16 protein-coding genes are annotated in these 14,935 nt (G+C 60.5%); 6 read left to right on the top strand and 10 right to left on the bottom strand.

Annotation, left to right across the window (positions count from 1 at the left end; genetic code table 11):
• Window positions 1-691 precede the first annotated feature (691 nt).
• Window positions 692-1,459 (top strand): SDR family oxidoreductase, encoded by a 768-nt coding sequence (locus tag ACIQV9_RS15820; RefSeq protein ID WP_403103042.1) that lies wholly within the window; start codon window positions 692-694, stop codon window positions 1,457-1,459.
• 137 nt (window positions 1,460-1,596) lie between these two features.
• Here ACIQV9_RS15820 and ACIQV9_RS15815 read toward each other — a convergent pair whose 3' ends face one another.
• The 7 genes from ACIQV9_RS15815 to ACIQV9_RS15785 all read right to left on the bottom strand — a co-directional run bounded on the left by ACIQV9_RS15815 (window position 1,597) and on the right by ACIQV9_RS15785 (window position 6,830).
• On the bottom strand, window positions 1,597-2,724 hold the full coding sequence (locus ACIQV9_RS15815; RefSeq protein WP_403103040.1) for an AGE family epimerase/isomerase: 1,128 nt from the start codon (window positions 2,722-2,724) through the stop codon (window positions 1,597-1,599).
• Between the two features lie 184 nt (window positions 2,725-2,908).
• Window positions 2,909-3,481, bottom strand: a complete 573-nt coding sequence (locus ACIQV9_RS15810; RefSeq protein ID WP_403103038.1) for a HupE/UreJ family protein — start codon at window positions 3,479-3,481, stop codon at window positions 2,909-2,911.
• Window positions 3,482-3,510: 29 nt separating this feature from the next.
• Window positions 3,511-4,125 (bottom strand): urease accessory protein UreG, encoded by a 615-nt coding sequence (gene ureG / locus ACIQV9_RS15805; RefSeq protein ID WP_403103035.1) that lies wholly within the window; start codon window positions 4,123-4,125, stop codon window positions 3,511-3,513.
• 23 nt (window positions 4,126-4,148) lie between these two features.
• Complete coding sequence (locus tag ACIQV9_RS15800; RefSeq protein ID WP_403103032.1) at window positions 4,149-4,823, bottom strand: urease accessory protein UreF; 675 nt, start codon at window positions 4,821-4,823, stop codon at window positions 4,149-4,151.
• Window positions 4,820-5,320: an urease accessory protein UreE gene (gene ureE, locus ACIQV9_RS15795; RefSeq protein WP_403103029.1), complete on the bottom strand. Its 501-nt coding sequence runs from the start codon at window positions 5,318-5,320 to the stop codon at window positions 4,820-4,822. Before ureE ends, ACIQV9_RS15800 begins: the two co-directional genes overlap by 4 nt.
• 190 nt (window positions 5,321-5,510) lie before the next feature.
• Complete coding sequence (locus tag ACIQV9_RS15790) at window positions 5,511-6,143, bottom strand: TetR family transcriptional regulator (protein ID WP_010464134.1); 633 nt, start codon at window positions 6,141-6,143, stop codon at window positions 5,511-5,513.
• A 174-nt stretch (window positions 6,144-6,317) separates the two neighbouring features.
• Window positions 6,318-6,830: a hypothetical protein gene (locus ACIQV9_RS15785; RefSeq protein ID WP_403103026.1), complete on the bottom strand. Its 513-nt coding sequence runs from the start codon at window positions 6,828-6,830 to the stop codon at window positions 6,318-6,320.
• Between the two features lie 385 nt (window positions 6,831-7,215).
• Here ACIQV9_RS15785 and ACIQV9_RS15780 point away from each other — a divergent pair, with 385 nt between their 5' ends.
• Window positions 7,216-9,291, top strand: a complete 2,076-nt coding sequence (locus ACIQV9_RS15780) for an AsmA family protein (RefSeq protein ID WP_403103024.1) — start codon at window positions 7,216-7,218, stop codon at window positions 9,289-9,291.
• 105 nt (window positions 9,292-9,396) lie between these two features.
• Here the strand turns inward: ACIQV9_RS15780 and ACIQV9_RS15775 are convergent, their stop codons facing one another.
• Together ACIQV9_RS15775 and ACIQV9_RS15770 are read right to left on the bottom strand one after the other, a co-directional pair.
• Window positions 9,397-9,927: a bacterioferritin gene (locus ACIQV9_RS15775; RefSeq protein ID WP_010464129.1), complete on the bottom strand. Its 531-nt coding sequence runs from the start codon at window positions 9,925-9,927 to the stop codon at window positions 9,397-9,399.
• A gap of 114 nt (window positions 9,928-10,041) precedes the next feature.
• Complete coding sequence (locus tag ACIQV9_RS15770; RefSeq protein ID WP_403103021.1) at window positions 10,042-10,944, bottom strand: LysR substrate-binding domain-containing protein; 903 nt, start codon at window positions 10,942-10,944, stop codon at window positions 10,042-10,044.
• Between the two features lie 117 nt (window positions 10,945-11,061).
• On the opposite strand from ACIQV9_RS15770, the gene ACIQV9_RS15765 reads away from it, so the two are divergent.
• From ACIQV9_RS15765 to ACIQV9_RS15755, 3 genes are all read left to right on the top strand, one after another.
• The gene (locus ACIQV9_RS15765; protein ID WP_403103018.1) at window positions 11,062-11,700 is read left to right on the top strand and encodes an FMN-dependent NADH-azoreductase; all 639 of its coding nucleotides are present in this window, start codon (window positions 11,062-11,064) and stop codon (window positions 11,698-11,700) included.
• Entirely contained in the window at window positions 11,700-12,005 is a 306-nt protein-coding gene (locus ACIQV9_RS15760; protein WP_403103015.1) for a DMT family transporter, read from the top strand. Before ACIQV9_RS15765 ends, ACIQV9_RS15760 begins: the two co-directional genes overlap by 1 nt.
• Before the next feature lie 108 nt (window positions 12,006-12,113).
• Complete coding sequence (locus ACIQV9_RS15755) at window positions 12,114-13,004, top strand: alpha/beta fold hydrolase (RefSeq protein ID WP_403103012.1); 891 nt, start codon at window positions 12,114-12,116, stop codon at window positions 13,002-13,004.
• A gap of 141 nt (window positions 13,005-13,145) precedes the next feature.
• On the opposite strand, the gene ACIQV9_RS15750 is transcribed toward ACIQV9_RS15755, so the two are convergent.
• Window positions 13,146-14,033, bottom strand: a complete 888-nt coding sequence (locus ACIQV9_RS15750; protein WP_403103010.1) for a DMT family transporter — start codon at window positions 14,031-14,033, stop codon at window positions 13,146-13,148.
• A 97-nt stretch (window positions 14,034-14,130) separates the two neighbouring features.
• On the opposite strand from ACIQV9_RS15750, the gene ACIQV9_RS15745 reads away from it, so the two are divergent.
• On the top strand, window positions 14,131-14,913 hold the full coding sequence (locus ACIQV9_RS15745) for an AraC family transcriptional regulator (protein ID WP_403103008.1): 783 nt from the start codon (window positions 14,131-14,133) through the stop codon (window positions 14,911-14,913).
• Window positions 14,914-14,935: the final 22 nt, after the last annotated feature.

Genomic DNA, 14,935 nt, shown 5'->3' with positions numbered 1-14,935 from the left:
TTCCCGCTCCCACAGGTGCCTCTGGTGTGCTTTCCGGAAATTGTGGAAAACAATATTCACAAGCTCTCAAAGCGCGACATAAAGCCGCTGCAAATAGTTGTTTTGTCACGGTTTTGACTTGTCCCCGTTTGCTGTGGAGCTGGCTGTGAATAACGTGGGAGTAGCTGTCTGAGAGCCTTTGAATACGTGGCTTGCAGCGATGTGGTTGTTTTTTGATCAGGTGTTTTTGCTTGACCGGGAACAGGCTTTGTCAACCTTTTTGTTGGCGACCAAAGTGGCTAAAAATGTGAAGGGCCAGCCTGTGGATAAGTCTGTGGTTAAACTCTGGAAAGACTCGGCTGAGGGCCGTAGTTACTGGCTTGGCGCCATCGTCGGTTTGACCCACCCATCGTGCAAAATGCCATGGGGTACACAGCTGGCACCCGAGGGTCAAGCAAAAAACTTTATAATCTGCCCGCAAAGCCTTGTGGATTGCGGCTTGCAGCTTTTCCACTTGCCCCCGGAAACTGTGGACCGGCCTGTGGATAAGGTGCGTGTACATGGCTGTAAGCCACGGCGCCTTTGGCTTTGCAAGGTTTGGTTGTTTTTTGTACAGTTTTTGCGGTGGTTGCCGCTGTGGACAAGGCCGGGCATGCTGCCAGCTGATTTTCTATTCCAATGGCTGTCGATCAGCCGAAGCAAGGAGAACACGATGTCCAACACCCTGTTTATTACCGGCGCGACCTCCGGTTTTGGTGAAGCCTGTGCCCGTCGTTTTGCCGAGGCTGGCTGGAAACTGGTGCTGACAGGCCGTCGTGAAGAACGCCTCAACGCCCTGTGCGCCGAGTTGTCGAAGCAGACCGAGGTTCATGGCCTGGTGCTCGACGTGCGTGATCGCAAGGCCATGGAGGAGGCGATCGCCAACCTGCCGCCATCCTTTGCCAAGCTGCGCGGGCTAATCAACAACGCCGGTCTGGCACTGGGTGTTGATCCGGCGCCGAAGTGCGATCTCGATGATTGGGACACTATGGTCGACACCAACATCAAAGGCCTGATGTACGCCACTCGCCTGTTGTTGCCACGCCTGATTGCCCACGGTCGCGGTGCCGGTATCGTCAACCTCGGCTCCGTCGCCGGCAACTATCCGTACCCGGGCAGCCATGTCTATGGTGGGACCAAGGCATTCGTTGGGCAGTTCTCGCTGAACCTGCGTTGCGACCTGCAAGGCACTGGCGTGCGCGTCAGCAATATTGAGCCGGGCCTGTGCGAGAGCGAGTTCTCGCTGGTGCGTTTCGCCGGTGACCAGGAGCGCTACAACTCGACCTACGCCGGTGCCGAGCCGATTCAGCCGCAGGACATCGCCGAGACCATTTTCTGGGTGCTCAACGCGCCGGCACACATCAACATCAACAGCCTTGAGCTGATGCCAGTGAGCCAGACGTGGGCCGGGTTTGCGATTCAGCGTAATAACAAGGCTTAATTGTGGCGAGGGGGCTTGCCCCCGTTCGGTTGCGCAGCAGCCGCAATTCAGCCATCAAAATCTGCCGGCAAGAATGCGGCCAATAGGTTTTAGGGCTGCTGCGCAGCCCAACGGGGGCAAGCCCCCTCGCGACAGGGTCAACCGAGATAATCGACTAGCCCGCGATAGCAAGTCGCCAAGTGATAAGGCGTCGTCGATGGCATGTCCTTACGGCTGACTTCGCCCTGCTCATCACGACACTCATACCAGCCGCCCACATGCAGAAAGCGCTGTTGCAACGCCTGCAATTGGCGTTGCACCGAGGCTTCGCTGTCCGGACGCAAGGTCAGCGCGCGCAGGTATTCAGCCTGCGCCCAGATGCGTTGGGTGGCATCCTTCGCCGAGCCATTCAGGTCAAGCATCGCCGCCACGGCACCGGTTTGCGGATCGACGCCCAATTGTTCGGTCAGCACAAACGCACGTTCCAGCGAAGCATGCAGTTTTGATCCGCGCAGCAACGACGAAGACTCCAGCAGGAAACACCACTCGAACTGATGCCCCGGTTCAAACCAGTTATCCACAGCACCCAGCGGTTTCTCCATCAACACGCTGTGTTGCGGGTCGATAAAACGCTTCTGCATGGCTGTGCATAACTCGACCAGCGCCCGTTGCACGGCGATGTCGTCCCGCACCGACAGGGTCGCGAGGTAGGCTTCGGCCAAATGCATCAGGGGATTTTGTAGGGGGCCGGAGTCGAGCGAGGACCAGTCACGGTCGAGGCAGGCTTCGTACAGGCCGTCGCCCGTGGCGAAGCGCTGCGCCAGCACTTCCAGCGTGGCGTTGAGCACCGATTCCACCAGCGGCTCGCGAACCTTGTCCCAGTAATGGGCGCACGCGAACAGAATGAAGGCGTGGGTGTAGAGGTCTTTGCGCCGATCCAGTGGCGCACCTTGCGGGTCGATGCTGTAGAACCAGCCGCCGTGCTCGGCGTCGTGGAAATGCTGTTGCAAGGAGCGGAACAGCGCTGCGGCGCGGTCCTCTGCGGCCGGCACCTGGCCGATCAGGCTGGAAAACAGATACAACTGCCGTGCGCAGGCCATCGCCCGGTAACGCTGGGGTGGCAGCGGCTGATGCCCGGCGTCCAGCGCTTCATAAGGCAACGCCATGTCGGCATTCCAGCCGGGGCCTTGCCAGAGCGGCACGATCACGTCCTGGAAATGCTGTTGCACCGAGGCAAACAGAGCGGTCAATTCAGGCTGGGAGGCGGAGCGGGAAACAGGCGGCATTGGCTGGCGTCGTCACGGCAGGGTTGATTGCGCGACATGTTAGCAGAGTGAGCGGGTCGATCGTTCCCACGTCGAGGCGTCGAACCGTCCGCGTGGGAATGCCTCTACGGACGCTCCGCGTCCAGTGACGCGGAGCGTCGTGGGCTGCATTCCCACGCAGAGCGTGGGAACGATCTTTGGCGGCTTAGCCCGCCAACAACCAGGCCCCGGTCGCCGCCGATGCCGCACCGGCCAATCGAACCAACGGCGCCGCCGCTTGCGGCAACACGCGCACCACGGCATAACCCGCTGCGTGCAACGCCGCCGTCGCCGCCACAAACCCAGCCGCATAAGCCCAAGGGCTCGACATGTCAGGCAGCTCCAGCCCGTGGGCCACACCATGGAACAGCGCAAACAAAGCCGTCGCACCGACTGCCACGCTCAACGGCGGACGCACGGCCAAGGCCACTGCCAGGCCCAGCGCCAGCACCGACGCCGCAATCCCGCTTTCCAGCGCCGGCAGGTTCAGCCCTTCGAAACCCAGCAACCCGCCAATCAGCAAGGTGCCAACGAACGTGCACGGCAGCGCCCAGCGCGCGGCGCCTTTTTGCTGCGCGGCCCACAGGCCGACCGCCACCATCGCCAGCAAGTGATCAAGGCCGCCAATCGGGTGGCTGATGCCGGCGATCAAACCGTTGTCGCCATGACCCGGGTGAGCGAAAGCGAGGGCCGGGGTCAGCAGCAGGGCCATGGCGCCCAGGATGCGTTTAAGTGTCATGGATAAGCTTCCTTGTTGATAAGTCGTGATCAGGCTGCGGTCAGCAAGCCTTGGCGTTCGATGAAGGCGATGATTGCTTCCAGGCCCAAACCGGTTTTCTGATTGCTGAAGACAAACGGCTTGCCGTTGCGCATGCGCTGGGTGTCGCTGTCCATCAGTTCCAGCGACGCGCCCACCAGCGGCGCGAGGTCGACCTTGTTGATCACCAGCAAGTCGGATTTGCAGATCCCCGGTCCGCCCTTGCGTGGCAGCTTGTCGCCCGCCGAGACGTCGATCACGTAAATGGTCAGGTCGGACAGTTCCGGACTGAAGGTCGCCGACAGGTTATCGCCGCCGGACTCCACCAGAATCAGATCCAGGCCCGGAAAGCGGCGGTTCAGTTGATCCACCGCTTCGAGGTTGATCGAGGCGTCTTCGCGGATCGCCGTGTGCGGGCAGCCGCCGGTTTCCACGCCGATGATGCGCTCAGGCGCCAGGGCTTCGTTGCGCACCAGGAAATCGGCGTCTTCGCGGGTGTAGATGTCGTTGGTGACGACGGCCAGGTTGTAGCGGTCGCGCAGGGCCAGGCAGAGCGCCAAAGTCAAAGCGGTTTTGCCGGAGCCGACCGGGCCGCCGATGCCGACGCGCAGAGGTTGTGTGTTCATGTGATTCTCCAAGTAAAAAGGCCCTAGGAGCGGAACAGACGGCTGTACTGGCGCTCATGAGCCATGCTCGCCAGGGACAGGCCGAACGCGGCGCTGCCGTAGTGTTCGGGGTTGATTCGGGTGGCGTTCTGCTGCACTTGTTGCAGCAGCGGCAGCAGTTCGCTGGTCAGGCGTTGCGCAGCCTGCTGGCCCAGCGGCAGAGTTTTCATCAGCACCGCCAATTGATTTTCCAGCCAGCTCCAGAGCCACGCCGCCAGCGCATCTTGTGGGCTGATCTGCCAGGCGCGAGCCGCCAGCGCCCAGCCGAGGGCCAAATGCGGCTCAGGGCGCTGTTGGAGAAAGGCGCGGGCTGGCGCATCGAGTTCCGGCAAGCCGTTGAGCAGTTGTTGCAGCGAATAGCCCATCTGCCGGCTCTCCTGATGCAGCTCGCGGGTTTCCCGGCTGGCGCGGTGTTCTTCGCAGCGTTGCAGCAACTCAGCCCAGTTCTCATCAACGGCCGCAGTGCAATGGGCGAGCAGCAGCGGCGCTTCGAAACGAGCCAGGCTCAGCAACAACTGATCACTGATCCAGCGTCGCGCGCTGTCTGCATCGTTCACCCGGCCGTTATCCACAGCCATTTCCAGGCCTTGCGAATAGCTGTAGCCGCCGATCGGCAGTTGTGGACTGGCCAGACGCAGCAGCGCCCAGGCCGGGTTCATAAACGGACGCCGAACTGGTGCAGCTTCGGCGGGTAGTTGAAGTCCTCGTCGCCGTGACGGGAATGGTGATGGCCGCCGCCATAGGCGCCGTGTTCCGGCTGGAACGGTGCCTCGATGTTGTCGACCTTGGCCTCCAACTGTTCGAGCATGGCCTTGAGCACGTAATCGTCGAGCAGCCGCAACCAGCCATCGCCGACCTGCAGGGCGACGTGGCGATTGCCCAGGTGATAGGCCGCGCGAGTCAGTTCGAACGCGTTGGCGCAAGTGACATGCATCAATTGCTCGGGACGGGCACAGACTCGGACGATGCGCCCGTCTTCGGCTTGCAGGCATTCACCGTCATGCAACGGTGGCTGACCGCGCTCCAAAAACAATCCGACGTCCTCGCCCTCGGCACTGAAACAGCGCAAACGGCTTTTGCTCCGGGCTTCGAAGGTCAGGTGCAACTCGGCGGCCCAGACAGGTTGAGGGTCGATTCTGCGATGAATCACCAGCATCGGGAGGCTTCCAGCAATGGACAATGCTCAGGCTAGAGCAAGGGGCTTGCCAATCGGGCGATACGTAGGAAATACCTGTCGGAGCTTAGTGGGTGTTTCAGGATGTTGCAGAATTTTGAACTGGAATGGTGCGGGGGTGTTTAGGTGGCACCAAATTGATGCTTTGACTGGTTTTTTGTGGGAGTGGCGGTTATTCGGTGCTGCCGAGGCCTTGCCAATGCTTGAGGCCGATGAAGATGAAGCGCAGTTGTTGAGTGATTTTTGCCTGTGGCGTCAGGTGCTCGGGCAGCGCCTCGGCCGGTGGATCGATAATGTCCGGCAAGGTCGCGAACACGCTTTTGACGATCAGGTCCGCCATCACGCTGAGGCCGGCGATGTCCAGATGCTGCAGCTTCGGCATTAAGGACAGGTCGGCCGCGAGGTCCGAGCTGATGTCTTCACGCAGGCGACCAATGGCCTGGCGCACGGGCAGCGATCCGCCGTACTGCTCCCGGGCCAGAAACAGGAACTGCGAGCGATTGGCCGAGACCACATCGAGGAAGATGCGAACCGAAGCGTCAATGATGCCGCCCATGACGAACTCGTTATGGCGCACCAGGCGAATGGTTTCGCGAAAGGTCTGGCCGACTTCGCTCACCAGCACCAGGCCCAGTTCATCCATATCGGCGAAATGCCGGTAGAAACCGGTAGGCACGATCCCGGCGGTTTTCGCGACTTCGCGCAGGCTCAGGCTGCCGAATCCTCGGCCACATTCCATAAGGTGACGGGCAGCGTCCATCAGGGCGTTGCGGGTTTGTTGTTTCTGTTCGGCGCGGGGCAGCATCGCAAGGGTGTTTTTCTGGACAGGGACAGCGGCGCACTCTAGCAAATCGGCTTCGCTGGCGTCGAACGACTATCGGGGGATCAAGCGGGGATATGCAACTTCCAACACGGCCAAACCCTATAAAGTCAAAAGCCCAATCCGGGGATTGGGCTTTTTTTCAGGGCCGCCATGGGCTCAGCTCACAGCGCTGTTGCGTTCGATGACACGGTCACCACCACCTTCGGCCAGGGTTTGACCTTGTGGAGTGCGGTCGGAACCGTCAGCAGCCAGGGTCTGGCCTTGTGGAGTGCGGTCGGAACCGTCAGCAGCCAGGGTCTGGCCTTGTGGGGTGCGATCGGAACCGTCAGCAGCCAGGGTTTGACCTTGTGGAGTGCGGTCGGAACCGTCGGCAGCCAGGGTTTGACCTTGTGGAGTGCGGTCGGAACCATCAGCAGCCAGGGTTTGGCCTTGTGGGGTACGGTCCGAGCCATCCTGGGTGATCAGGCCTTTTTCTTTCAGGCGATCGTTACCGCCTTCAGCCAGGGTCTGGCCTTGTGGAGTGCGGTCGGAACCATCGGCAGCGACGGTTTGGCTGAACACCGAGTGGCTGTCTTTGACTTGTGGAGTGGCCTGGTCAGCAGCAGGCAAAGCGAATGCGGTGCTGGCCAGCATTGAGAGGGTAAGGCTAAGCAGTAATTGGCGTTTCATGATGGGTTGCTCCTTGGGGGGGCGATAAAGTGGGTACGAGGGCAATGCTACTCTCGATAAGTCGATATAAAAGTTCATAAACGCAATGGTAATAATCAACGGAATTGATTGTTCTGCCGAAGCGCTCTAGAACGGGCGTCTCCGGCGATCGTTTTTGCTCTGTGGTGGGTATTTTCGACCCACTCGTGCCGCACAAAAGTGCGGGGCGGTAACGCCGGATTCGGGGGCAGTCTCTCCCCAGCCGATTATTTGAGGATTAATCAGCGTTTGGGTTAAACCTGCGGGCCGTTTTTCAGTCGTAGATTCCATGGCAGGCCGGTTCTGGCCTAACGTTTCACACGCGCGTCGCAGTCAGGGCGCTCAGTCGTATCAGGAGCCCTGTGCAATGACGCGCACTCGTAAAATTGTTACCTGGACCTTCGCCAGTCTGATTGTCTTGCTGGCGGTATTGGTTCTGATGATCGTGTTCTTCGATTGGAACCGGATCAAACCGCCCCTTAATGCCAAAGTCTCTGAAGAGCTGCATCGCCCATTCGCCATCAATGGCAATCTCGCGGTGGTCTGGCAGCGCGAGCCTGACGAAGGCGGTTGGCGGGCCTGGGTGCCGTGGCCGCACGTGGTGGCCGAAGACCTGAGCCTGGGCAACCCGGACTGGTCGAAGAAGCCGCAGATGGTCACCCTCAAACGCGTCGAACTGCGTATTTCACCCTTGGCTCTGCTGGCGCAGCGGGTGGTGATCCCGCGTATTGATCTGACGGAGCCGAATGCGGACCTGCAACGCCTGGCCGATGGTCGCGCCAACTGGACGTTCCAGTTCGACCCCAAAGACCCGGACGCCGAACCTTCCAGCTGGGTGGTGGAGATCGGTGCCATCGGCTTCGACAAGGGCCACGTCACCCTTGACGACCAGAACCTCAAGACTCAGCTCGATGTGCTGATCGATCCGCTGGGCAAACCCATCCCGTTCAGCGATATCGTCGGCGACAAAGCCGCAAAAAACGCGCAGGAGAAAGGAGCAGCCCCGCAGGATTACGCGTTCGCGCTGAAGGTCAAAGGCCAATACCACGATCAGAAACTCGCGGGCGAAGGCAAGATCGGCGGGTTACTGGCGTTGCAGGATGCGGCCAGGCCGTTCCCGCTTCAGGCACAAGTGAAGATCGCCGATACCAGTGTCGAACTGGCCGGCACACTGACCGATCCACGCAACTTAGGTGCCTTGGACCTGCGCCTGAAACTGGCCGGCACCAGCCTGGGCAATCTCTATCCGCTGACCGGTGTGACACTGCCGGATACGCCGCCGTATGCAACCGACGGGCATTTGATCGCCAAACTGCATGAGCCGGGTGGCGCGGTGTTCCGCTATGAAGAATTCAACGGCAAGATCGGCGAGAGCGACATCCACGGCAGCCTGGCCTATGTCGCCAGCCAGCCGCGGCCGAAACTCAGTGGCTCGCTGGTTTCCAATCAGCTGTTGTTCGCCGACCTGGCCCCGTTGATCGGCGCCGATTCCAACGCCAAGCAAAACGCCCGTGGTGGCGAAAGCAAGCAACCGACGGACAAGGTGTTGCCGGTCGAGGAGTTCAAGACCGAGCGCTGGCGCGACATGGACGCCGATGTCGAATTCACCGGCAAGCGCATCGTCCACAGCGAAAAACTGCCGTTCAATGACCTTTATACCCATCTGGTGCTGACCGACGGTGTTCTCAGTCTTGAACCCCTGCGTTTCGGCGTGGCGGGCGGCAACCTGGAGGCGCAGATTCGCCTCAATGGCCGGACCGAACCGTTGGAAGGCAGCGCCAGGCTCACCGCGCGCAAGTTCAAGCTCAAGCAGTTGTTCCCGACTTTTGAACCGATGAAAACCAGTTTCGGCGAGCTCAATGGCGATGCCGACATCACCGGACGTGGCAACTCGGTGGCCAAGCTGTTGGGCAGCGCCAATGGCAATCTGAAAATGCTGATCAACGATGGCGCCATCAGTCGCGAATTGATGGAGCTGGCTGGGCTCAACGTTGGCAACTATGTGGTGGGCAAGATCTTTGGCGACAAGGAAGTGAAGATCAATTGCGCGGCGGCCGACTTCGATATCAAGACCGGTTTAGCCACCACCCGACTGTTCGTCTTCGATACCGAGAACGCGATCATCTATATCGACGGCACGGCGAATATGGCGACGGAGCAGCTGGACCTGACCATTACCCCGGAATCCAAAGGCTGGCGGTTGATTTCGTTGCGTTCGCCACTGTATGTGCGGGGCAAGTTCATCAAGCCGGATGCGGGTGTGAAGGCGGTGCCGCTGATTCTGCGCGGCGCGGGGATGGTGGCGCTGGGCGTGATTGCAGCGCCGGCGGCGGGGTTGCTGGCGTTAGTGGCGCCGAGTGGCGGTGAGCCTAATCAGTGCGCGCCGTTGCTGGAGCAGATGAAGGCGGGGAAGGCGCCGGTGACCGTCAAACCTACAAAATAATCGGGGTGTTAGTGAGGGCGCCTTCGCGGGCAAGCCTCGCTCCTACAGGGGAATACTGATCCCATGTAGGAGCGAGGCTTGCCCGCGAAAGCAATTTAACAGGCGCTAAAGATCTTTCAGGATGTCAGCCATATCATCCGCATGCTCTTCTTCCTGAGCCAGGATGTCTTCAAAGATGCGCCGGGTCGTCGGGTCTTTTTCGCCGATGTACTGGATGATCTCGCGGTAGCTGTCGATGGCGATCCGCTCGGCGACCAGGTCTTCGTAGACCATCTCCTTAAGTGAATTGCCCGCCACATATTGCGCGTGGGAGTTTTTCGATAGCAGGTCAGGGTTGAACTCCGGCTCGCCGCCCAGTTGCACGATGCGCTCGGCCAGTCGGTCGGCGTGCTCGGCTTCCTGGGTCGCGTGTTCGAGGAATTCATCGGCGGCAACGTTAGCTTTCAAGCCGCTGGCCATGAAGTAGTGGCGCTTGTAGCGCAACACGCAGACCAGTTCGGTGGCCAGCGACTCATTGAGCAGGCGCAGCACTTCTTCACGGTCGGCGCTGTAGCTTTCAGTCACCGCGCCGTTCTCGACGTTCTTGCGGGCCCGTTCGCGAAGGGTGGTTACATCAGACAAATGCATGTCACTCATCTCGTTCTCCTGGAGGCTAATCCGGTTTGCGTCACCTTCTAGGGGAAGTGATCGCTACTTAAGGTGGGAGTGATGGGCGCGGCGAAAAGTTTTATGTGATTTGCCCCGAGACGATCACGCCAGCGCATGTCCGGACAGCAACGCCTCTTCGCGCAACCACGCAAAGAACGCCCGCACCGGCGGATGTCGTTCACGTCCCGGTACGCAAAGCGCACTGTAGCCGGCGCCATCCACCTGAACGTCGCCCCGGTAAGCCACCAGCAAACCGCTGGCCACGCTTTCCGACACCAGGATGTTGCTCGCCAGCACCAGGCCTTGCCCGGCGATCGCCGCTTGCAGGGCGTAATGCTCTTCATCGTATTCACGGACCGCCGGTTGCCCTGTCAGCCAGGTCTCGCCGGACTGCGCGCACCAGGCCGCCCAGCCGTGGGCGTAGAGTTTGGAGTTGTGCCAGCGCACGCTGATCAGCGTGGGTGCGCGGTCAGCCGCCAGGGCCACTTGACCGGGCGAGCCGTAGACACCGAACGATTCGTCGAACAGGCACAGCCCATAAAGGTTCGGGTAGTCATCAAGGCTGTAGCGCACCACCAGGTCGACGCTGGCGTCCTGATGCAAATCGATGACTTCGCAGTGGGTGTCCAGGCGCAGATTGATATTCGGATGGCGGGCATAGAACCGACCCAGCCGCGGCACCAGCCACAGCGCGGCGAAGGCGGCCGTGGTGGAAATCGTCAGGCTCGCGCCGCTGCGTTGCGGGCGCAAGGTATCGACGCTTTGCGCCACTTCCAGCAACGCGCCGTGCAGGCTGCGGAACAACCGTTCGCCGCCGTCGGTCAGGCGTACTTGCCGTGGCAGCCGCTCGAACAGCGGCACACCGAGCCAACTCTCCAGCGAGCGGATCTGATGGGACACCGCTGTCGGCGTCACTGAAAGTTCTTCGGCGGCAGCCTTGAAACTCAGCAGGCGCGAGGCGGATTCGAAAGCGCGCAGGGCGGTCAGTGGCAACGAGGCAAACATTCAAATACTCCATGGATGAAATGATCTCATCCAGACTGATTTCTACTCAGTTGAAGAGGGGCGGCTGCAAGCTTCAATCTGCGAGCCACAAGCAGTTTAGCCCTCAAGGAGATTCAGATGAGTAAGATTCTTGCGATTCACGCCAGCCCACGCGGCGAACGTTCCCACTCCCGGCGTCTGGCGGAAGTGTTTCTTTCCGCCTGGCAGGCCCGTAACCCACAGTCGCAGCTGACTCGCCGCGAAATCGGTCGGGCGCTGATTCCGCCGGTCAACGAAGCCTTTGTGGCGGCAGCGTTTTATCCCGAGCCCAATGCACGCCCGTTATCGATGCAGGCCGACCTGGCATTCAGCGATGAATTGGTCGGTGAGCTGCTGGGCCACGATCTGCTGGTAATTTCCACGCCGATGCACAACTTCAGTGTGCCCAGCGGCCTCAAGGCCTGGATCGACCAGATTGTGCGGCTCGGGCTGACGTTCAATCACACCCTGGACAATGGCGTGGCCCAGTACGAGCCGCTGGTGCACGGCAAAAAAGCCCTGATCGTCACCAGTCGCGGCGGCTTCGGTTTCGGGCCGGGCGGTGAACTGGAGGCGATGAACCATGCCGATCCGTTGCTGCGCACCGCGCTGGGGTTCATCGGCATCACCGACATCACCGTGGTGGCCGCCGAAGGGGAAGAGTCTGCTGCACGAACCTTTGAGATTTCGGCGGCCGAGGCTGAACAGCAACTGCTCACGCTGGCCCGGGAGTTCTGATGGCCTGGCTGTTTCTGCTGATCGCCGCCGGGTTCGAAGTCACCTTCGCCATGGGCATGAAGTACGCCGAAGGCTTTACCCGGCTCTGGCCATCGCTGATCACGGTGTTGGCCGCCGTCGGCGGGATTTACTTCCTGACCCTGGCCATGCGCGAGTTGCCGGTGAGCATCGCCTACCCGATCTGGACCGCCATCGGTTCACTGGGCACGGTGTTTCTCGGCTTTGCGCTGCTGGGCGAAAGCCTGACGGCGATCAAACTGGTGTCGGTGGGGCTGATCGTGGCGGGCGTGGTGGGGCTGAAGTAGGGTGGATGTCATAGACTGGTCGTCGAGTTGTCATCTTGGGTGACGATGCTTGGCTGACGTCTTGCATCACGCCTTGCTTCATCTCACCGATCACAAGGATGTCCGCCCATGTCGCAAGGTTCTGCTACGCGTTATCCGCTGGTGCTGGTCCCCGGAATGCTCGGGTTTATCCGTCTGGTGCTGTATCCGTACTGGTACGGGATCATTTCGGCGTTGCGCCGGGGCGGGGCGACGGTGTTTGCGGTGCAGGTCTCGCCGCTCAATTCCAGCGAGGTGCGCGGCGAGCAGTTGCTGGCGCGGATCGAGGAGATTCTGCGGGAAACCGGGGCCGAGAAGGTCAACCTGATCGGTCATAGCCAAGGCTCGCTCACGGCCCGTTACGCGGCCGCCAAACGCCCGGATCGCGTGGCGTCCGTCACGTCGGTTGCAGGGCCGAATCATGGCTCGGAGCTGGCGGATTATCTGGAAAAACACTACCCGGCCGACACGTTCAAAGGACGGGTTCTCAGCGTGTTGCTGCGCTGGATTGGCGCCTTGATGAGCTTGCTGGAAACCGGCTATCACGGGCCGAAGCTGCCTGTGGATATCCCGGCTTCGCACCATTCGCTCACCACTCAAGGCGTGGCGCTGTTCAATCAGCGTTATCCACAGGGCCTGCCTGAAACCTGGGGCGGTCATGGACCGGAAGAGGTCAACGGCGTGCGTTATTACTCCTGGTCCGGCACCTTGCAACCGGGCAAGACGGATCGCGGCGGTAACCTGTTCGACGGCACCAACCGCAGTTGCCGGCTGTTTGCCAGAACTTTTGTGCGCGAAACCGGGCATTGCGACGGGATGGTCGGGCGGTACAGCTCGCACCTGGGGACGGTGATTGGCGATGAGTATCCGATGGATCACTTCGACATCGTCAATCAGTCGCTGGGGCTGGTGGGGAAGGGGGCGGATCCGGTGCGGTTATTTGTCGAGCATGCGGCGCGGTTGAAAGCGGCCGGCGTGTAAACGTCAGTTAGACCGCGTTATCGTTCTTCGCGGGCAAGCCACGCTCCCACAGGTTTTGTGTGGTTCGCCGATTTCGGGCACGACACAAAACCTGTGGGAGCGTGCGGTGCGGCGATCCGACTTGCCCGCGAAAGCGTCGGCTCAGGCAACACTAACCTTACGGCCGAGCACGGTAGTCCACCGCTCCGAAAGCACCACCCCACCCAACGTCAACACTCCACCCACCAAGTGATACAGCGCCAACTGTTCATTCAGCACCAGCGCCGCAATTAGCGCCGTAATCAACGGCAGTAAATTGAAAAACAGCGTGGTCCGGCTCGGCCCCAGGCGCACCACCGCCTGCATCCACGCCAGGGGCGCGACCATCGAAGCCAGCAAACAGGCATAAAGCACCAGCGGAATATTCTGCAAGGTCGGTCCGACCTTCGGTGAAGCGACAAACAGCGGAAACAGCACCACCACCGCCACCAGCACCTGCAAATACAACAACACCAGCGGCGGCAAGCGCAGCTGCCATTTCTTCAGCAGCGTGCTGTAGATCGCATAGGCCAGCGTGGCGATCAGCATCATCGCGTCACCCAGGTTCACGCCATGCTCCAGCAGCGCGCCCAGGCTGCCGGACGACACCACCACCAACACCCCGGCAAACGACAGCACCGCACCGGCCAATGCGCCCACCGTCAGGCGCTGACCGAGGCTGACGATTGCCATGGCCAGCGACATCAAGGGCATCAGCGACAAGATGATCCCCATGTTGGTGGCTGTAGTCAGCGTTGCGGCGAAGTACGCCAGGCTCTGATAGACGGCCATGCCGAGCACGCCAAGGATGAAAATCCTGCCCAGGTTCGGGCGAATCTGCGGCCAATGCGCGATCACCGGTTTGAGCATGAACGGCGTGAACAGAATCCCGGCCAGCAGCCAGCGATAGAAGCCGATTTCCGCGGGGTAGATCGCCCCGGCTGACATCTTGGTGATCACGGTATTGCCGGCCCAAATGAAAATGGCCAGCAGGGGATAAGCGTATTGCATCAGAAAAACCATCAACGTTAGTGAGGCGCGATTATCCGCCTGTCTGGATGCAAGCCTATACTTCGATCCAGACAACCTGCCCTTGATGACGGACAGCATGACCAATAAACACATCGACCTGCTCGACTTCGCAGAATTGCCGTCCCCGGTCTATTTCCGTTATGCCGACTTCGACACCCATGAATACGCCTCGGCCCACCGTCACCCGTGGGGCACCCTCGAGTATTCGGCCAACGGTGTGTTGCACATGGAAATCGGCAGCAGCCGCTTCATGTCGCCGCCGCAATACGCTGTGTGGGTGCCGCCACAGACCGAGCACAGTTTCTACAGCAATCAACCGATCAACTATCGCGCGGTCTGCCTGGCGCCGGCGCTGTGCCACGCGTTGCCGCTGCAAGCGTGCACGCTGGCGATCAGCGACATTCTCAAGGCGATCCTCAAGGACTTCGCCGCCCGTGACGTGAAAATTCCCGAACACGACGCGGACAAACGTCTGGCGCAGGTGTTGGTGGACCAGTTGCAACAGTCGCCCATCCAAGAGTGTTATTTGCCTTACGCCAGCAGTTCGGGATTGCTCGTCATACTTGAAGCCCTGCAAGCCGAGCCCGGGGACCATCGGCCGTTGGCGCACTGGGCCGCGCAGATCCATGTCAGCGAACGCACATTGGCGCGGCAGTTTGTCCGTGAGCTGGGCATGAGTTTCGGCGAGTGGCGGCAACGCTTGCGCTTCCTCGCGGCGATCGAAGCGCTGGACAGTCAGCGCAGCATTCAGAATATTGCCTTCGATATGGGATACAGCACGGGCTCGGCGTTTATTGCGATGTTTCAACGTCAGGCCGGGTGTACGCCAGAACAGTATCGGCGGCAACGAATTATCTGAGTTCGTTTGGAAAGAGGTAAGT

The organism is Pseudomonas sp. NPDC099000, from assembly GCF_044759925.1.
Classification (GTDB): Bacteria; Pseudomonadota; Gammaproteobacteria; order Pseudomonadales; family Pseudomonadaceae; genus Aquipseudomonas.
This window is presented reverse-complemented; position numbering and strand designations above follow the sequence as displayed.

What these genes read in the sequence shown, in the direction of transcription:
- ureE (WP_403103029.1), bottom strand. Translation starts at nt 5,320, where the DNA reads ATGCTGGTGATTCATCGCAGAATCGACCCTCAACCTGTCTGGGCCGCC.
- ACIQV9_RS15810 (WP_403103038.1), bottom strand. Translation starts at nt 3,481, where the DNA reads ATGACACTTAAACGCATCCTGGGCGCCATGGCCCTGCTGCTGACCCCG.
- ACIQV9_RS15780 (WP_403103024.1), top strand. Translation starts at nt 7,216, where the DNA reads ATGACGCGCACTCGTAAAATTGTTACCTGGACCTTCGCCAGTCTGATT.
- ACIQV9_RS15765 (WP_403103018.1), top strand. Translation starts at nt 11,062, where the DNA reads ATGAGTAAGATTCTTGCGATTCACGCCAGCCCACGCGGCGAACGTTCC.
- ACIQV9_RS15785 (WP_403103026.1), bottom strand. Translation starts at nt 6,830, where the DNA reads ATGAAACGCCAATTACTGCTTAGCCTTACCCTCTCAATGCTGGCCAGC.
- ACIQV9_RS15750 (WP_403103010.1), bottom strand. Translation starts at nt 14,033, where the DNA reads ATGCAATACGCTTATCCCCTGCTGGCCATTTTCATTTGGGCCGGCAAT.
- ACIQV9_RS15815 (WP_403103040.1), bottom strand. Translation starts at nt 2,724, where the DNA reads ATGCCGCCTGTTTCCCGCTCCGCCTCCCAGCCTGAATTGACCGCTCTG.
- ACIQV9_RS15770 (WP_403103021.1), bottom strand. Translation starts at nt 10,944, where the DNA reads ATGTTTGCCTCGTTGCCACTGACCGCCCTGCGCGCTTTCGAATCCGCC.
- ACIQV9_RS15755 (WP_403103012.1), top strand. Translation starts at nt 12,114, where the DNA reads ATGTCGCAAGGTTCTGCTACGCGTTATCCGCTGGTGCTGGTCCCCGGA.
- ACIQV9_RS15775 (WP_010464129.1), bottom strand. Translation starts at nt 9,927, where the DNA reads ATGAGTGACATGCATTTGTCTGATGTAACCACCCTTCGCGAACGGGCC.
- ACIQV9_RS15820 (WP_403103042.1), top strand. Translation starts at nt 692, where the DNA reads ATGTCCAACACCCTGTTTATTACCGGCGCGACCTCCGGTTTTGGTGAA.
- ACIQV9_RS15790 (WP_010464134.1), bottom strand. Translation starts at nt 6,143, where the DNA reads ATGCTGCCCCGCGCCGAACAGAAACAACAAACCCGCAACGCCCTGATG.
- ACIQV9_RS15800 (WP_403103032.1), bottom strand. Translation starts at nt 4,823, where the DNA reads ATGAACCCGGCCTGGGCGCTGCTGCGTCTGGCCAGTCCACAACTGCCG.
- ACIQV9_RS15745 (WP_403103008.1), top strand. Translation starts at nt 14,131, where the DNA reads ATGACCAATAAACACATCGACCTGCTCGACTTCGCAGAATTGCCGTCC.
- ureG (WP_403103035.1), bottom strand. Translation starts at nt 4,125, where the DNA reads ATGAACACACAACCTCTGCGCGTCGGCATCGGCGGCCCGGTCGGCTCC.
- ACIQV9_RS15760 (WP_403103015.1), top strand. Translation starts at nt 11,700, where the DNA reads ATGGCCTGGCTGTTTCTGCTGATCGCCGCCGGGTTCGAAGTCACCTTC.